At 41.1% G+C, this 15478-nt stretch carries 14 protein-coding genes, 1 riboswitch and 1 other annotated feature (1 of these 16 running past the window's edge); of the genes, 6 read left to right on the forward strand and 8 right to left on the reverse strand.

Going from position 1 to position 15478, the window contains the following annotated elements; genetic code table 11:
• Positions 1–226, forward strand: a binding site (T-box leader) (it extends 7 nt beyond the left edge of the window).
• A 32-nt stretch (positions 227–258) separates the two neighbouring features.
• From R4146_RS00840 to R4146_RS00855, 4 genes are all read left to right on the forward strand, one after another.
• Positions 259–1662, forward strand: a complete 1404-nt coding sequence (locus R4146_RS00840; RefSeq protein ID WP_339959577.1) for an amino acid permease — start codon at positions 259–261, stop codon at positions 1660–1662.
• Positions 1655–2590 (forward strand): homocysteine S-methyltransferase, encoded by a 936-nt coding sequence (gene mmuM, locus R4146_RS00845; RefSeq protein ID WP_339959578.1) that lies wholly within the window; start codon positions 1655–1657, stop codon positions 2588–2590. Before R4146_RS00840 ends, mmuM begins: the two co-directional genes overlap by 8 nt.
• A gap of 27 nt (positions 2591–2617) precedes the next feature.
• Entirely contained in the window at positions 2618–3001 is a 384-nt protein-coding gene (locus R4146_RS00850) for a hypothetical protein (protein ID WP_339959579.1), read from the forward strand.
• Between the two features lie 109 nt (positions 3002–3110).
• Entirely contained in the window at positions 3111–3569 is a 459-nt protein-coding gene (locus R4146_RS00855; protein WP_339959580.1) for a Fur family transcriptional regulator, read from the forward strand.
• A 51-nt stretch (positions 3570–3620) separates the two neighbouring features.
• Here the strand turns inward: R4146_RS00855 and ppcA are convergent, their stop codons facing one another.
• The 8 genes from ppcA to lysA all read right to left on the reverse strand — a co-directional run bounded on the left by ppcA (position 3621) and on the right by lysA (position 12457).
• Complete coding sequence (gene ppcA, locus R4146_RS00860; protein ID WP_339960621.1) at positions 3621–5102, reverse strand: phosphoenolpyruvate carboxylase; 1482 nt, start codon at positions 5100–5102, stop codon at positions 3621–3623.
• A 61-nt stretch (positions 5103–5163) separates the two neighbouring features.
• A complete protein-coding gene (locus tag R4146_RS00865; RefSeq protein ID WP_339959581.1) occupies positions 5164–6240 on the reverse strand; it encodes an aspartate-semialdehyde dehydrogenase in 1077 nt (358 codons plus the stop codon).
• Positions 6241–6269: 29 nt separating this feature from the next.
• A complete protein-coding gene (locus tag R4146_RS00870; protein ID WP_339959582.1) occupies positions 6270–7454 on the reverse strand; it encodes an aminotransferase class I/II-fold pyridoxal phosphate-dependent enzyme in 1185 nt (394 codons plus the stop codon).
• Positions 7455–7529: 75 nt separating this feature from the next.
• Entirely contained in the window at positions 7530–8300 is a 771-nt protein-coding gene (gene dapB / locus R4146_RS00875) for a 4-hydroxy-tetrahydrodipicolinate reductase (protein ID WP_339959583.1), read from the reverse strand.
• Positions 8300–9208: a 4-hydroxy-tetrahydrodipicolinate synthase gene (gene dapA, locus R4146_RS00880; protein WP_339959584.1), complete on the reverse strand. Its 909-nt coding sequence runs from the start codon at positions 9206–9208 to the stop codon at positions 8300–8302. The genes dapB and dapA overlap by 1 nt, the downstream gene beginning before the upstream one ends.
• Positions 9209–9221: 13 nt before the next feature.
• Positions 9222–10376: an N-acetyldiaminopimelate deacetylase gene (locus R4146_RS00885; protein WP_339959585.1), complete on the reverse strand. Its 1155-nt coding sequence runs from the start codon at positions 10374–10376 to the stop codon at positions 9222–9224.
• A 5-nt stretch (positions 10377–10381) separates the two neighbouring features.
• Positions 10382–11086: a 2,3,4,5-tetrahydropyridine-2,6-dicarboxylate N-acetyltransferase gene (gene dapD / locus R4146_RS00890; RefSeq protein ID WP_339959586.1), complete on the reverse strand. Its 705-nt coding sequence runs from the start codon at positions 11084–11086 to the stop codon at positions 10382–10384.
• Between the two features lie 57 nt (positions 11087–11143).
• A complete protein-coding gene (gene lysA, locus R4146_RS00895; RefSeq protein WP_339959587.1) occupies positions 11144–12457 on the reverse strand; it encodes a diaminopimelate decarboxylase in 1314 nt (437 codons plus the stop codon).
• 128 nt (positions 12458–12585) lie between these two features.
• Positions 12586–12768, reverse strand: a riboswitch (Lysine riboswitch).
• Positions 12769–12951: 183 nt separating this feature from the next.
• On the opposite strand from lysA, the gene R4146_RS00900 reads away from it, so the two are divergent.
• Together R4146_RS00900 and dapF are read left to right on the forward strand one after the other, a co-directional pair.
• Positions 12952–14325 (forward strand): aspartate kinase, encoded by a 1374-nt coding sequence (locus tag R4146_RS00900; protein WP_373695324.1) that lies wholly within the window; start codon positions 12952–12954, stop codon positions 14323–14325.
• A 2-nt stretch (positions 14326–14327) separates the two neighbouring features.
• The gene (dapF, locus tag R4146_RS00905; RefSeq protein ID WP_339959589.1) at positions 14328–15314 is read left to right on the forward strand and encodes a diaminopimelate epimerase; all 987 of its coding nucleotides are present in this window, start codon (positions 14328–14330) and stop codon (positions 15312–15314) included.
• Positions 15315–15478 lie beyond the last annotated feature (164 nt).

Consider the following 15478-nt stretch of genomic DNA (forward strand, 5'->3'; position numbering starts at 1 on the left):
CGTTGATGAGAAAAAGTAGTTAGCGGTTCACACTTAGAGAGTCTGTGGTTGGTGCAAACAGATTGGAATTCGTTAATGAACAATGGTCTTTGAGCTGTTTGTCGGTGAATGATTAGCCGACAACGACTGCCACCCGATACCGTGGACCGGAATGAATTCGTTCCGGACTGAGGCTAGTTGACTTAACTAGCAAATAAAGGTGGTACCACGAGCATTCGTCCTTTCGAGAGGACGGGTGCTTTTTTTATTTAGAAAGGAATGAGTCATTTGGCAAAGCAATCGTTTACCAAGTCGATGGAAAGTCGGCATTTAATTACCCTTAGTTTGGGCGGGGTAATTGGAACTGGGATTTTCATGAGTTCTGGATATCTGATCCAATCTGCCGGAGCAGTCGGCACCATTATTGCATATGGAATCGGCGCCCTCTTGGTGTGCTTAGTAATGTTATGTTTGGGCGAATTAACCGTCCATGATCCTAACACCGGTGCTTTTCACCGGTACGCTAGTAAGTATATTAGTCCGGGGGTAGGGTTTGTAACCGCTTGGCTATACTGGTTAACCTGGACCATTGCATTAGGCTCTGAGTTCGTTACTCTCGCCATTTTGGCCCAAAAGTGGTTCCCTACCATCCCGACGTGGGCATGGACCATTGGCTTTACCATTTTAATTTTTGCAATTAACTCGTTTAATCTGACCTTCTTCAATCGAACTGAATTTTGGATGTCGATCATCAAGGTCTTTGCATTAATTGCATTTATCGTCCTCGGACTGGGCATGATTTTTAAGATTATCCCCGTTCACCACGCTAATTTTGCGCCATTCTTCAAGGAAATCATCAAACCCGGTTGGTTCCCCAATGGATTTGGTCCCATCTTTTCAGTCATTTTAGCTGCGAACTTCGCGTTCTCTGGAACTGAAATGATCAGTGTGGCAGCTGGGGAAACTGATAATCCTAAAAAAGCCATTCCAAAAGCGATTTTTCAAACCTTAGTGATCCTAATCGTTTTATTCATCGGGACCATCGTTATCATGGGAGCACTCTTACCACAAAAATCAGCTGCATTAACTGACAGTCCATTTATTGCAGTATTAAACAATTGTGGAATTCCATATGCCAGCGACATTATGAACTTCATCTTGTTCATTACCGTCCTTTCAGCAGCTAACTCCGGGGTCTATGCGGCTTCGCGGATGATCTGGTCATTAGCTGATCAAAACACGCTCCCTAAGAGATTAGCTAAACTAAGTAAGAACGGTATCCCCGTATACGGGTTAGCATTGACCATTTTAGGGGGATTATTAGCCCTTTTCTCTAGCGTCTATTCACCTAAGCTTGTCTACCTAGCCCTATCCGCAATCTCTTCGTTTGCAGTGGTGATGGTCTGGTTAATTATTGGTTGGGCTCAATTAAACTTCCGCAAGCAATTTCTCAAGTCGGGACACCAACTAAGTGAACTAAGCTATCGCACTCCGGCTTATCCATTAGTACCATGGTTAGTAATTATTATTTGTGCAATTTCGTTAGTTGGTATCGCATCCGATCCGAACCAACGGATTGCCCTCGAAGTGGGAATTCCGTTCTCAATTCTATGTTATGCATATTATCAATTAGTTTATCGTAAAAAAGTTCAAACCGTAAATGGAGGTAATGATAATGAGTAAAATTAAAAATTGGATTGACCAACAAAACAACATCTTAATCGACTGTGCAATGTCATATGGACTAGAAACTCGTAACATACAACTTAACAACAAACTTTGGACCGCTAGTGCCCTCGATAGTCATCCCGACATCGTCCAAGCCATTCATAAGGAATACTTAGATGCCGGTTCTAACGTTACGGTCACTGACACCTACCAAGGCAGTGTGCCTGGCTTTGTTGCTGCTGGTTATACTGAAGATCAAGCCATTGCCCTGATCAAAAAATCAGTTCAACTAGCCCGCAATGCCGTTGCAGCAAGTGATACCCCTCAAACTAAATGGGTGGCAGGCGCTATTGGACCATATGGCGCTTTTCTAGCTGATGGTTCCGAATACGTTGGTAACTATGGCGTTAGCGACCAAGTGCTTACTGATTTTCACAAGCAACGATTAGCGACCCTCGTTGATGCAGGCGTAGACCTACTAGCTTTTGAAACGATTCCAGATTACAACGAGTTAAAGGTCATTAAAGCCCTGCTCAGTCAGTATCCAGATACCCCTGCATTCATCTCCTGTTCAATTAAGGATGAACACCACATTAGTGACGGGACCGATTTATTGAAGGTCCAAAAATTGATTGAATCCATCCCAAACGTAGTCGCATACGGGTTTAACTGTAACCATCCTGAATACACCGTTCCCGCTTTAAACTACTTAAAGCAACATCAAACCACTGACCAATCGCTAATCGTATTCCCTAATTCAGGCGCTCACTATGATCCAAGTACTAAGCAATGGTCAGATACCCCAGACTTTAGTTTTGGTAAGGCTGCAGCTGAATGGCGTGACGCGGGTGCTAAGTGGATCGGCGGGTGCTGTGAAGTATCCGTAGCCGATGAATTAGCGATGAGAGATACTTTATTTCCACAAACAAGCAAGGTACAATAAGTTTAAATTGTAAGTGGAGATGAATTTATGAATAATTTTGAAGGACTACACCCTATTATGACTGCTAGCTATAATTTAGACTGGTTAACAAAGTACAAGGTCAAAGACGTTGAAACCCTAAGAACCAATCTAAACGCTGATCAAGGCCCAGCTGACTCCAGCACATTCGTCAACGATGTGATGCGTAAAATTATGGATGGCCAACAATTATGTTGGGGCATCAGTGACAAGGCTGGTAATTTAATTGGAATCGTTGCGATTTATGACCTTAGTCATCCAGCCGTTGATGTTCACTACCAAGTGGCTTCTGCACACCAAGCTAGTTTTAATGCGGCTGAAGTAAAGACCAGTATTGATAGTTTATTAGCTGGGATTAACCATCAAATCGATCAATGGGTCCCTCATCTTTAAGGAATCATTATATTTGAGCTAAAAATTTGATTATTAAACAAACTTCCTTTATATTTATCGTAATAAGACTTAATTGATAATTGTTATAAAGTGGCAGGGGGTTTTAATAATGAATAGTGAGAATGTTTATGACCAATCAATTGCCATCTTAAAAAAGAATAAAGTACGAATCACCCCACAACGTCAGATTATCTTGAAGTATTTAATTAATCATCATAACCACCCTTCAGTGGAGACGATTTATGAGGCATTAGCAAACGACTTTTCTAATTTAAGTATGGCTACTGTGTACAATACATTGAGGTTGTTAGAGGACTTAAACATCATCATCCAGCTTCCCAATAAAGATGGTGGCGTGCGATTTGACTTCTTCGGTGAGCCCCATTTTCACGCAATCTGTGAGAATTGCGGTAAGATTACCGATATTAAGTACCCTAAGTACAGTCAATTGGACCAAGAGTTACGTGATATCACTAGTCAACAAGATCCGGGCTTTAAACCGACTAAGTCCAAAATTGAAGTTTACGGTCTCTGCAAGGACTGTCAAGCAAAATTAAATCATAAGTAACTAAAAAATCCTGATTGAATTAATTTCAATCAGGATTTTTTTATTGATTAATTAACCTAAGAACTTACGTAACTTAGCCATTCTTTCGATTAACATGGTTCTAGTTTCCTTATCGTTGATCCGATCTAAGTCAGCAGCTAATTCTGCATGCTTAGCTTCGTTATCATTCGTAGGACCAGCTTGAATATCGAATAGTTCATCCATTGCGAGCACATCTTGTTCAACTGCTTCCCATGCTGGGTTGTGTTGCTTCAAGACTTGCATCCCTTCTGGACTGTAGAACTTAGAAACTTGTTCGAAATCTTTTCGAATGTTTGGATAGTACTTAACTAGGGTTTCGAATTCCTTCTTGCTTAGGCGTTGCAATACTCGCCCGGTCCCAATTAATTCTGGTGGTACCCCTACTGAGTACAATGCACCAGTAAATGTAATGGCCCGTGGCATCTTGTATCCATCAACGTCCCGTGAGTATCCAATAATTCCAACGTGTTGGTGACGATCACGACGCTTTGGAAAGGCATCGAAAACGGGTTGTAAATCATTGATCAATGGGTCAAGGGTTTCGTGATATTCCTTCGCTGTCTTAGCAGCAATGCTTAGGAGTACCTTTTGATCTTCAGCCTTAATTGGCCGGAAGTCATTTTGTTGTAAACCTTCCCGTAATTTCTTGATGGCTGGTTTAACAACATCCAATGGATAGTCATATCTAAATGCGGATTGAATGGTAGCAGTCTTTAAACCAGGGAATTCTTGTAAGTAACGATCAATCGTTAGTGGTGATAATCCCCCTCTAAAGATGGTACTACCAGTCCCTGCGATTGGATAAACTGGTAAGTTAACTTCATCTGAAAATTCAGCTAACTTCGTTAATGCTAACTTGTTACCAATAATACTGTTAATAAATCCATTTGAAAGGGCTGAATCAGAACCAGCTAGGAAGACCCGTAAGTAAGGCACTTCACGGTTAAAGTGTTCCTTGTATAGTTCAACGAACTTCTTAAGCACTTTAGGCGCGTTCAATTGAGCTTCAAAGCTTTCGAATAGTGGAATCATTTGTAATGTATCCGCATTCTTATAACCTTGACTGAATTCTTTGTCCTTAAAGTGAGCTAACCGGGAGAACTTTTCTTCCATTTCAAATAGTTGGTCAGCAGATTGAGTCATTGGTAAAATGGCTTCAAATAATGGCCGATTTTCGAATTGAAGATCCTTAGCAAAGTCTTCTGCAAGTAGCATGGTCGTCATGGCTTGCATTAAACTATATCCCTTTTCTTCCCAAATGTTAGGTAAACGGAAAGTTAAGAACTTATCCTTACCAAGGGGGTGTTTTTTAAAGTATTCGTAATGTTCCGTGTATAAACGGTCAATTACTGATGAGTCAGCGTGTTTACCTTCCCAGTCCCACATGTATTCATCTGCATCTAAGCGTGAAAAGTTTTCGTAAGCTTCATCAATTTCACGAGCAGCTGAAACGAATGGTCGGGTATGTTTAAAGAATGGAATGTTGGCATTGTCTGGGTGTTGGGTCCCCATAATGTTTGGAATTTTGCGACTCAAATTTAAAACCTCCTAATATGGCTGTTACCGATTTATTTTAACCTTGATAGTAATCCTTTGGAACGCGAACTAAATCTTGTTCTACTAGGCGTTCTGCATTTTCAACTGTGTTCCATGCAGCACCCTTTAACAAGTTATCAGCAACTACCCAAAGATGGAAGCTACCTTTGTTTTCTAAGTCTGGACGAATCCGACCAACGAATGTTTCACGGTGGCCTTCAGCAGTATGTGGTTGTGGATAAATTTGGTGTTCAGGATCATCTTGTAAGGTTACCCCATCAGCATCCCGAATTGCTGCCTTAATATCTTCGGCAGTTGCACTCTTATCTTCAACTTCAAAGTATACGGATTCACCATGAGAAACTGGAACTGGCACCCGCACACAGGTAGCAGTTACCTTAATGCGTTCGTCATCCATATCATTTAACATGATCTTCTTGGTTTCGTGAATCATCTTCCATTCTTCGTGTGTGTAGCCTTCATCTTCGAAGACATCAATTTGTGGAAGGAGGTTAAATGCTAGTGGGTAATGCTTCTTGTCACTAGCCGTTGGTAAGATGTTCGCCTTCATTTCCTTACCATCTAAGTAATCTTGAGCTTGTTGGTAAAATTCGTTCAATGCAGATTGACCAGCACCGGAAGCAGCTTGGTAAGTGGAAACGATAATTTGCTTTAAACCGTACTTCTTGAAGACGGGTTGTAATGCAACCACCATTTGAATCGTGGAACAGTTAGGGTTAGAAATAATTCCCTTGTGGTTCTTTAATTGTTCAACGTTAACTTCTGGCACTACTAATGGCACTTCTGGATCCATCCGATAAGCACTTGTATTATCAACACAGACAGCACCGCGCTTAACTGCTTCTGGCAAGAACTTCTTAGAAGCAGCCCCACCAGCTGAAGCTAATACTAAGTCCACCCCATCAAATGATTCGGGAGTAGCTTCTTCAACCGTAATTTCTTGATCCTTAAACTTTACCTTCTTACCTGCAGAACGCTTGGAAGCCAATAACTTCAATGACTTCACCGGAACTGTAGAATGAGCTAATTGATCTACCATTCGCATTCCAACGGCACCAGTAGCACCTAAAATTGCGACATTATATTCTTTCATTTGATATCATCCTCGATTCAGTAATTTGGTTAAATGTTTTGAGCAAGGAAGGTTTCGATGCGATCCATTGCAGTCTTGATGTCTTCGTCAGAAGCAGCATATGACATCCGAATGTAGCCTTCACCACCAGGTCCGAATGCACTTCCTGGAATTACACCGACTTTAGCTTCCTTAGCTAAGGTCAATGCAAACTTAACATCATCTTGTTCTAAGCCCTTAGGGATTTTAGCAAAAATGTAAAATGCACCTTCAGGTAACGCCGTTTCAAACTTCATTTGGTCCAAACGATTACTAATGTAATCACGACGACGTTCATAAATTGCCCGCATTGAAATTGGATCATCTAATCCATTTTGCAATGCTTCCGTGGCAGCATCTTGGTCAACGTCTGGTGGACATGTAACCATAAAGGCATGGGTCTTAATGATCTTTTGCACAATTGGCTTTGGTCCAGCAACGAATCCAATCCGCCAACCAGTCATGGCATGGGACTTAGAAACCCCATTAATGTAAATGGTTTGTTCTGGAATAAATTCAGCAATGGAATGGTGTTCCACGCCGTAAGTTAATTCACAGTAAATTTCATCAGAAAGAACAAAGATATTGTGCTTTTTGATCACACTCGCTAAGTCCTTAATTAATGATTCAGAGTATTCAACTCCGATTGGATTACTTGGGTAGTTTAGTAACACAGCCTTAACAGAATCACCTTCGCGGTCTAATACTTCTTCTAGTTTTTCAGGAGTTAACTTGAAATTATCTTTAGAAGTATCAACATTGATTACTTCACCACCCAGCAACGTTACGATTGGTTCGTAAAGTGCAAAAATAGGTGTGGGTAAAATAACCTTGTCCCCAGGATTTAAAATGGTTTCAAAAGTAGCATAAAGCGCTTCTGTGGCCCCAATTGTAGCCACAATTTCAGTTTCAGGATCGTAATCAAGACCATGGGCAACTGATAGGTAATGATGAATTGCATTTCTAAGTTCAATCTTACCAGGTTGAGCTGAGTAGTGCGTATCATTGTTCTTAATCGCTTCAATAGCAGCTTCTTTAATGTGATCAGGAGTATTTAAATCTGGTTCCCCAATCGTTAACTTAATGATGCCATCAATATTAGAAATTTGCTTATCGAAACTTCTAATTCCAGATGGCTTAACTAAGTCGAGACGCTTGTTGTAAACGTCGGTTAGCTTTGGTGATAAATTAGGCATATTACTGATTCCTCCCGTAATGTTTATCAAATTGATGAATTGCGTTCATCGTAAAACATTAGAATTATCTTAATTTTACAAAAGATTTTCTAATCCGACAACTAATTCGCGTAAATTTTTAACATTCTTTATAGCAACCTTAACTCCTTGCATAAAAGACGAACGATCAAATGAGTCTTGGCGAATTGTGAGGGCTTCTCCCGAACCACCAAATAATACTTGTTCGTGCGCAATGTAGCCAGGTAGTCGAACTGCGTGAATCCGAATTCCGTTGTAGTCTCCACCACGAACGCCAGGCATCGTTTCCTTGGAATCACCTTGTTCATGTGGCTTACGGACTTCGTTGATCATCTTAGCAGTGCTTAATGCCGTCCCGGATGGGGCATCCTTTTTATCTTCGTGATGCATTTCAATTACTTCAACATCTGGGAAGTATTCAGCAGCTTGTTTAGCAAACTTCATCAATAGAACTGCGGATAACCCAAAGTTAGGTGCAATCAAGCCCCCGAGTTGTTTATCCTTTGATAGTTGAATCAATTCGCTTTCTTGATCATCAGTTAATCCAGTAGTTCCGATGATGGGATGAAAACCATGTTCAATTGCGAACTTAGTGTTTTCATATACGGAATCTGGGGTAGTAAAATCAAGCCAGATATCAGCATCAGAATCGATATCTGCTAATTGATTGTAAACGCTCACTGAATCGGCTAAGCCATAGTCAGCAGCTGATTGATTAGCTCGTGGTGAGTAGACTGCTGATAATTCAAAGCCTTCCGTTTCGTTGATCATGGTAATTGCCTTTTGGCCCATTGAACCGGTAAATCCGGCTAACAAAATCTTCGTCATTATCCTAACTCCTCTAACTTATGATTTAGCGCATCTGCGTCTAAGCCTAATGCTAACGCAAGGGCTTGCTTTTCTTCATTATCAAGTGGCAAGATTGGTAGTCGACAATCACCAACTTGATATCCTTCGGCATTCAAGATTGCCTTAACGGGTGCTGGTGATGGGTACATAAACATTGCAGCCATCTTAGGGGTCAAGTCACGTTGTAATTCACCAGCGCGCTTGTAATTGCCTGTTTCTAATGTATCATACATTTCACGCATTTCAGAACCATAAACATGGGAAGCAACGGAAATAACACCAGTGGCCCCAATTACCTTCGCAAATAGTGCTTGTGGATCTTCACCACTGAAGACTGCAAAATCAGCCGGTGCATTTTCAACTAAGAATTCAAGGTCTTCCATCGAAGTACATTGCTTAACCCCAACGATTTTTGGATTTTGCGCTAGTTGTAAAACGGTTTCGTTACTCATGGTAACGCCCGTCCGACCAGGGATGTTGTACATCACGATTGGCATATTGCCCTTTTCAGCTACGGCTGTAAAGTGCGCCACCATCCGCCGTTGGTCTGGCTTATTGTAGTAAGGAACTACGACTAAGGCTGCATCAATGCCCTTGATGTGACTAACTTCTTCAGTAAAGGCAACGGTTTCGGCGGTATTGTTACTACCAACGCCGGCAATGACTGGGACCCGACCGTTTACGATTTCACCAAACCGGGTGTATAGTTCAATCTTTTCATCGTGGGTTAACGTAGGGGTTTCACCAGTGGTTCCACCGATAACGAACCCGCGATTCCCTTCCTTAATGTAGCGTTCAGTTAAAGTTGCTAAAGTGTCATAGTCAATTTGCCCATCGGTTCCAAATGGGGTAATAATGGCTGTCATTAAATCTGCGTTTTCAAACATAATTAAGCCCTCCTTAATTTTGTTGCATTCGATAATTCAAAAAATCAGTAATTGCTTGGATTCCGGGTTCCAAAGCTGCTTCCTTAGGTGTGAAGTCAGCAGAATGGAGTTGGGCATTATCATCGACACCGAGCCAAAACATTGTTCCGGGAATCTTCGATAATAAGTAACCAAAATCTTCACCAGTCATTGCTGGTTTCGTTTCAATAAAGTTAACATGTTCATTTGATTGCATGTAATGGATAAAATTAGCGGTTAATTTAGGATTGTTTTCAACTGGTAAGTACCCACCCTGGTTCAACTCCACGTTGACTTCACAGTTATAACTGCGGGCAATTCCAGCGGCAACATCTCTGATTCGTTCGTCAATCGTTTCAATCATGGTTTGAGTTAATCCACGAATCGTTCCTTCAATGCGGGCGTTTCCAGCAATCACATTTCTGATGGTCCCGGCTTGAAGTTTACCAAAAGTAATGACCCCACTTTGAATTGGGTCAATGCTTCTAGAAATGATGGTTTGGATTTGGTTGATGAATTGAGCTGCAACCACTACCATATCATTGGCATTTTGCGGATAAGCAGCATGCCCACTCTTCCCAATTAAATCAACGTTGACTTCGGTCGTACCGGCAAATAAGGTGCCCATTCGGCAACCAATTGCACCGGCTGGTAAATCTGGTGTGTCGTGTAAGCCATAGAATTCATCAGGACGCCATTGACCTTCAAAGACGCCTGCTTCGTAAGCTAACTTACCGCCGTTCTCACTTTCTTCAGCTGGTTGGAAGAAGAAAATGAGGTTATCTTTAGGTTGATGGGTTGTAAAGTAACTCAATACCCCTAAAGCAACGGTCATGTGCATGTCATGGCCACACGCATGCATTGTATTAGCATGCTTAGAAGCATATTCTAGGCCAGTCGCTTCCGTTACTGGTAATGCATCAATATCAGCCCGATAACCAATCGTTCTGGTTGGTTGACTACCTTCGATTCGAACCAACAACGCCGTTGGTAGTGAATCAATTTCCTTCATTGTTAAGTGTGTTTGATCAAATCCACTAATGATTTGTTTCAAGTACGCATGCGTCTTAGTTTCATGTAACGCTAATTCTGGAATTTGGTGTAAGTGCCGGCGAATTTTAATTAAATCTGCTTCTTTTAATGTAGCCATTGAAATCACAACTTTCTTAAATCGTCTTCTAAACTAGTCTTAGATTGAGTTCCTGCATCAACATCTTTGATCTTACGTGCTGGGGTTCCAGCAACCATTGTATATGGTTCCACATCGTGGGTTACGATGGCACCGGCAGCAACTACGGCACCCTTTCCAACGTGAACTCCTTCGATTACTACGGCGTTAGCACCAATTAATACGTCATCATCGATCCGAACTGGTTCAGCAGATGCTGGTTCGATCACTCCGGCAAGAACGGCACCGGCACCAATGTGGGAATGTTCCCCAACGATGGCACGACCACCCATTACAACTCCCATATCGATCATGGAATTAGCACCAATTTCACAACCGATGTTAATGATGGCTCCCATCATTACTACGGCATTGTCACCAATTAATACTTGGTCTCTGATGATGGCACCGGGTTCGATCCGTGCGTTAATGTTCTTTAAATCAAGTAATGGAACGGCTGAGTTACGAGTCCAGTTTTCAATTTCGTAATCATTAATTGCAGCTTCTTTTAATAGTGGTTCAACCACTGCCCAGTCACCAAAGATAACTGCGGAATCAGTTCCCTTAAATACCTTTACATCTGCTGGGAAATCGATTTGGTCAATTTGACCGTTTACGTATACCTTAACTGGGGTTTGCTTCTTTGCAGTTGAAATGTAGTTAATGATTGATTTTGCATCTAATTGTGCCATGTTTAAATTACTCCTTTAGGGTTATAAATTTATTTTTCTACTATTATATAGTTTATCTTATTTACCATCTAATCCATAATCAAGTCGTTCAAGATCCGCTGGGGTTTCACGACGGGTTACTAGCGTGGCCTTGCCGTTATCCACAAAGACAATGGCTGGTTTTGGATTTAGGTTATAGTTAGAAGCCATTGCATAACCGTATGCTCCGGTATCTAACATTACTAATACATCCCCTGGTTGTGTCTTTGGTAGGGGTTGGTCTTGAATCAAGATGTCACCTGACTCACAGTACTTCCCGGCAATATGAACATGTTCTACAATTTCATCTGCGGGCCGGTTAGCAACTACTGCTTCGTACTTAGCATCGTATAGTGCTGGCCGGATGTTATCACCCATCCCACCATCAACGGATACATATGAACGAATGCCTTCAACATCCTTGCGAGAACCGATCGTGTAAAGGTTGTATCCAGCAGGACCGACAATGGAACGACCGGGTTCAATCCAAACGGCTGGGGTATCAAGACCGTGATCTTGGCTAGCTTGTTTAATGGTCTTAATGATCGTATCCACAAATTGTTCTGGCTTAAGTGGTTTGTCTTCATCGGTATAACGAATTCCAAATCCACCACCAACATCGATCACTTTTGCTTGGTAGTTAAAACGTTGCTTCCAATCAGCAGCTAATTCTACTAACTTGTTAGCTGCCATTTCAAACCCGTTCAATTCAAAGATTTGTGAACCGATGTGGGCATGAATTCCAATTAGGTGCATCCGAGAATGTTTCAACACCGTTTGTAATGCGCGTTCAGCTTCGCCGGATTCTAAGTCGAACCCAAACTTACTGTCAACTTGACCGGTTTGAATGTATTCATGCGTATGAGCTGAAATCCCCGGGGTGATACGAAGCATTACTTCGATTTCAGCATTGGATTTGGCAAGCACTTGTTCTAACAAGTCAATTTCATGGAAGTTATCTAAAGCAATTACGCCAATGCCATTGTCAACTGCCATTTGCAATTCGGCTAATGACTTGTTGTTGCCATGGAATGTCATCTTACTAGCGGGGAAGCCAGCGTGTAATGCCATGCTCATTTCACCAGCTGACACCACATCGATGTGACAGTTCATTGAATCAACTAATTGATACATTGCCGTGTTAGCAAACGCTTTACTTGCGTAACAAACGGCATAGTCAACGTCGTTGTTTTTGAAAACTTCTTGGAAGTGTTCAATTTGTGATTTGATCTTGTTCACATCGTAAACCACTAATGGGGTGCCAAATTCATTGGCTAATTCCACTGCATCGCAACCACCAATGGTAAGGTGGCCTGCTTGGTTAATATCGGATTGACTAATTTGCTCGTTCATAAAATTTCCTCCTGAATTTAAATGAGGTCGCTAATATTGCACAAAAAAGGATTCCTTCGTACGAATGTGGTAAACACGTTCATACAAAAGAATCCTAATGGTTTTAGACATTTTCATTATTAGTTTCTTATTGTCGAAAGCGCTCCACAAGCTTTTCCTTGTGACAGTCCGTGACCTCTTAAATCACGTCCCAGAAAGTATTTAGCTGTAACTAAGTACTAACTTCGGCAACCGCGCTGTTCGATTAATCTCGATGTCATTACAGTGACTCAATTAATCTAGTAGTCTTGGATGCGACCTCTTCGATTACTTAAAATGTTATAGCATCTCACCCGTTTCGTCAACACTTTTACTCAAAAATTTTTTTATTTTTTTTATTACTATATATGATTTTTTGAAACGCCCTGGTCATGCGGTTATCGTTGTTGATTAAATTTAATTTCATGATAGAATGCAAATTAATCAATGTGAAAATTATTAGAGGAGTGTATCCCGTGACTAAAATCATTAAATTTGGTGGTAGTTCACTAGCTAATGGTGATCAATACCAAAAAGTTATCGACATTATCAACGCAGATCCCAAAAGACAAGTAATCGTAGTTTCCGCACCTGGGAAACGGTTTGATGGTGATATCAAAGTAACCGACTTATTAATTCAATATGCAAACGAAACCGTTGCCGGCAAGGACAGTAGTAAAACCCTGGCAACCATCATTGAACGGTATCAACAAATTGCTGATCAATTTAACGTGTCCGCTGATCAATTTAAACAAATTGCTGACACATTGACCAACCTACCTAACCAAAAATATCCAAATAATGAATATTTATTAGCTGCTTTTAAGGCACATGGTGAAAAATTAAATGCTGAACTAATGGCGATGGTCTTAAATCAACTAGGCGTTGAATCCCGCTTTGTTGACCCTAGCGAAGCTGGTATCACCGTAAGTGATGATGACCCTAACGCAGCTACGGTACTGCCAGAAACCTACGAAAACCTAGGTCACTTTGGCTATGGCAAGGAAAAATTAGTCTTCCCTGGTTTCTTTGGTATCACTAAGGAAGGTAACATTGCCACCTTTGCCCGGGGTGGTTCCGACATTACTGGTTCAATCATTGCCCGTGGATTAAACATCCCCCTATATGAAAACTTTACCGATGTTAGTGCTATCTATGCCGCTAATCCAAAGATCATCGATCATCCCATCGCCATTAAAAAGATGACTTATCGTGAAATGCGAGAACTATCATATGCTGGTTTCTCAGTCTTTAACGATGAAGCCATTATTCCTGCGATTGAAGGTAAGGTCACCATTAACGTGCGTAATACGAACGACCCCGATGCTCCCGGCACCCTAATCGTTCCAGAAGGTGGCTTCCAAGCTGAACACCCAATCACGGGAGTAGCTAGTTCGAATCACTTCGCAGCACTTTATCTCCACCGTTACCTCTTAAATAAGGAAGTTGGGTTTACATTAAAACTCCTCCAAATTTTTTATAAGTACGGAATTTCATATGAACACATGCCATCTGGAATTGATGATTTAACAATTATTTTCGATAAGAACCAGTTAAATCAAGATAAAATCAAAGCAATGTGTAATGATATTCATGACATTTTGCATCCCGATAAATTACAATGGATCGACGACTACGCCATCATCATGGTGGTTGGTGAAGGCATGGTAGATCAAACTAACGCCTTAAGTAAGTCCATCGACCCACTCGCCGCAGATAATATTAAAGTCAACATGATCAACCAAGGTGCTTCCCAAATTTCCATCATGATTGGAACTCGTAAATCAGATGCTAACCGCGCCGTCGTTGATATTTATAATCAATTTTTCAATCAACAGGAAGGTGAATAACAATGGCTCAATTATTAAAGGTCCATGGTTCCGAAAATCAATTTTTTATCTTAGATCAAACTGCATTAACCACTAAACTATCCGCTGACGAATTAACTAAGTTAGCCCAAACCATCTGTAAGCCAGATAGCTTATTAGATGGTGCAGATGGAGTATTAGTTGTTGATAGCTCCAATCATGCAGACGCAATTGGTCGCATGGAAGTGGTTAACGCCGACGGGAGCCGGGCTTCAATGTGTGGGAACGGTTTACGTTGTGTTTCTCGGTACCTATCCGATCAATCTGGTCAAAATGAATTCAAGGTGGAAACTCCGGCTGCCGACCTATTCGTTGAACGCCAAGCCCCTCTAGCACCAGACGTAACTGCTTTTGCAGTTGAAATCTCACCCGTTCGTTACCAAAAGGAAGCTTTTCCCTTTGATAACTTGGGCATGGATAAAATTATCAACCAACCACTGCCCCAATTAAACGATCACCTTAAGTTCACGACGATTGCCGTACCAAATCCACACTTAATTAGTTTTGTGGATAATGACCATGATTTAAACGATACATTAGGTGAATTAGGACAACGTTTAAACGGTGAAAACAAGTACTTCCCAGACGGGGTTAACGTCAACTTCGCTAAGATCTTAGGTAAAAACCGCCTATTCGTAAGAACTTACGAACGTGGGGTTGGGTTTACCAACGCATGTGGAACTGGCATGTCAGCTACTTCCCTTGCCTTTGCGCTTAACTACCCCGATCAAGTCGACATCGATCAACCAATTGAAGTGACTAATCCTGGTGGAATGGTCAAGACTAAGGTCCACCCAAATGACGCTAAACAATGGATTCAATTGATTGGAAATGCTACGTTTACCCATCAAGTTACCATTGATGAAGCCGACTTACACCATGCCAATATTAATCAGGCTAACACTACCGTTACCGATACTGGTGAAGAAGCCGCATATCAAAAATTTGTTAAATCATTACAGTTAAATTAATTTTCATTGGAAGCGATTGAATAGCAATCGCTTTTTTTATTGCTCTAAAATGCGTTATCATGAAAATTAGTTGCGGGTACCCTAACTTTTATTTTGTTAATATTAAACGCTTTACAATTCATCTTAATAAGAATATAATTTATATTAATTAATAATGATTATAA

The sequence above is a fragment of the Nicoliella lavandulae genome (assembly GCF_037546185.1).
Taxonomy (GTDB): Bacteria; Bacillota; Bacilli; order Lactobacillales; family Lactobacillaceae; genus Nicoliella; species Nicoliella lavandulae.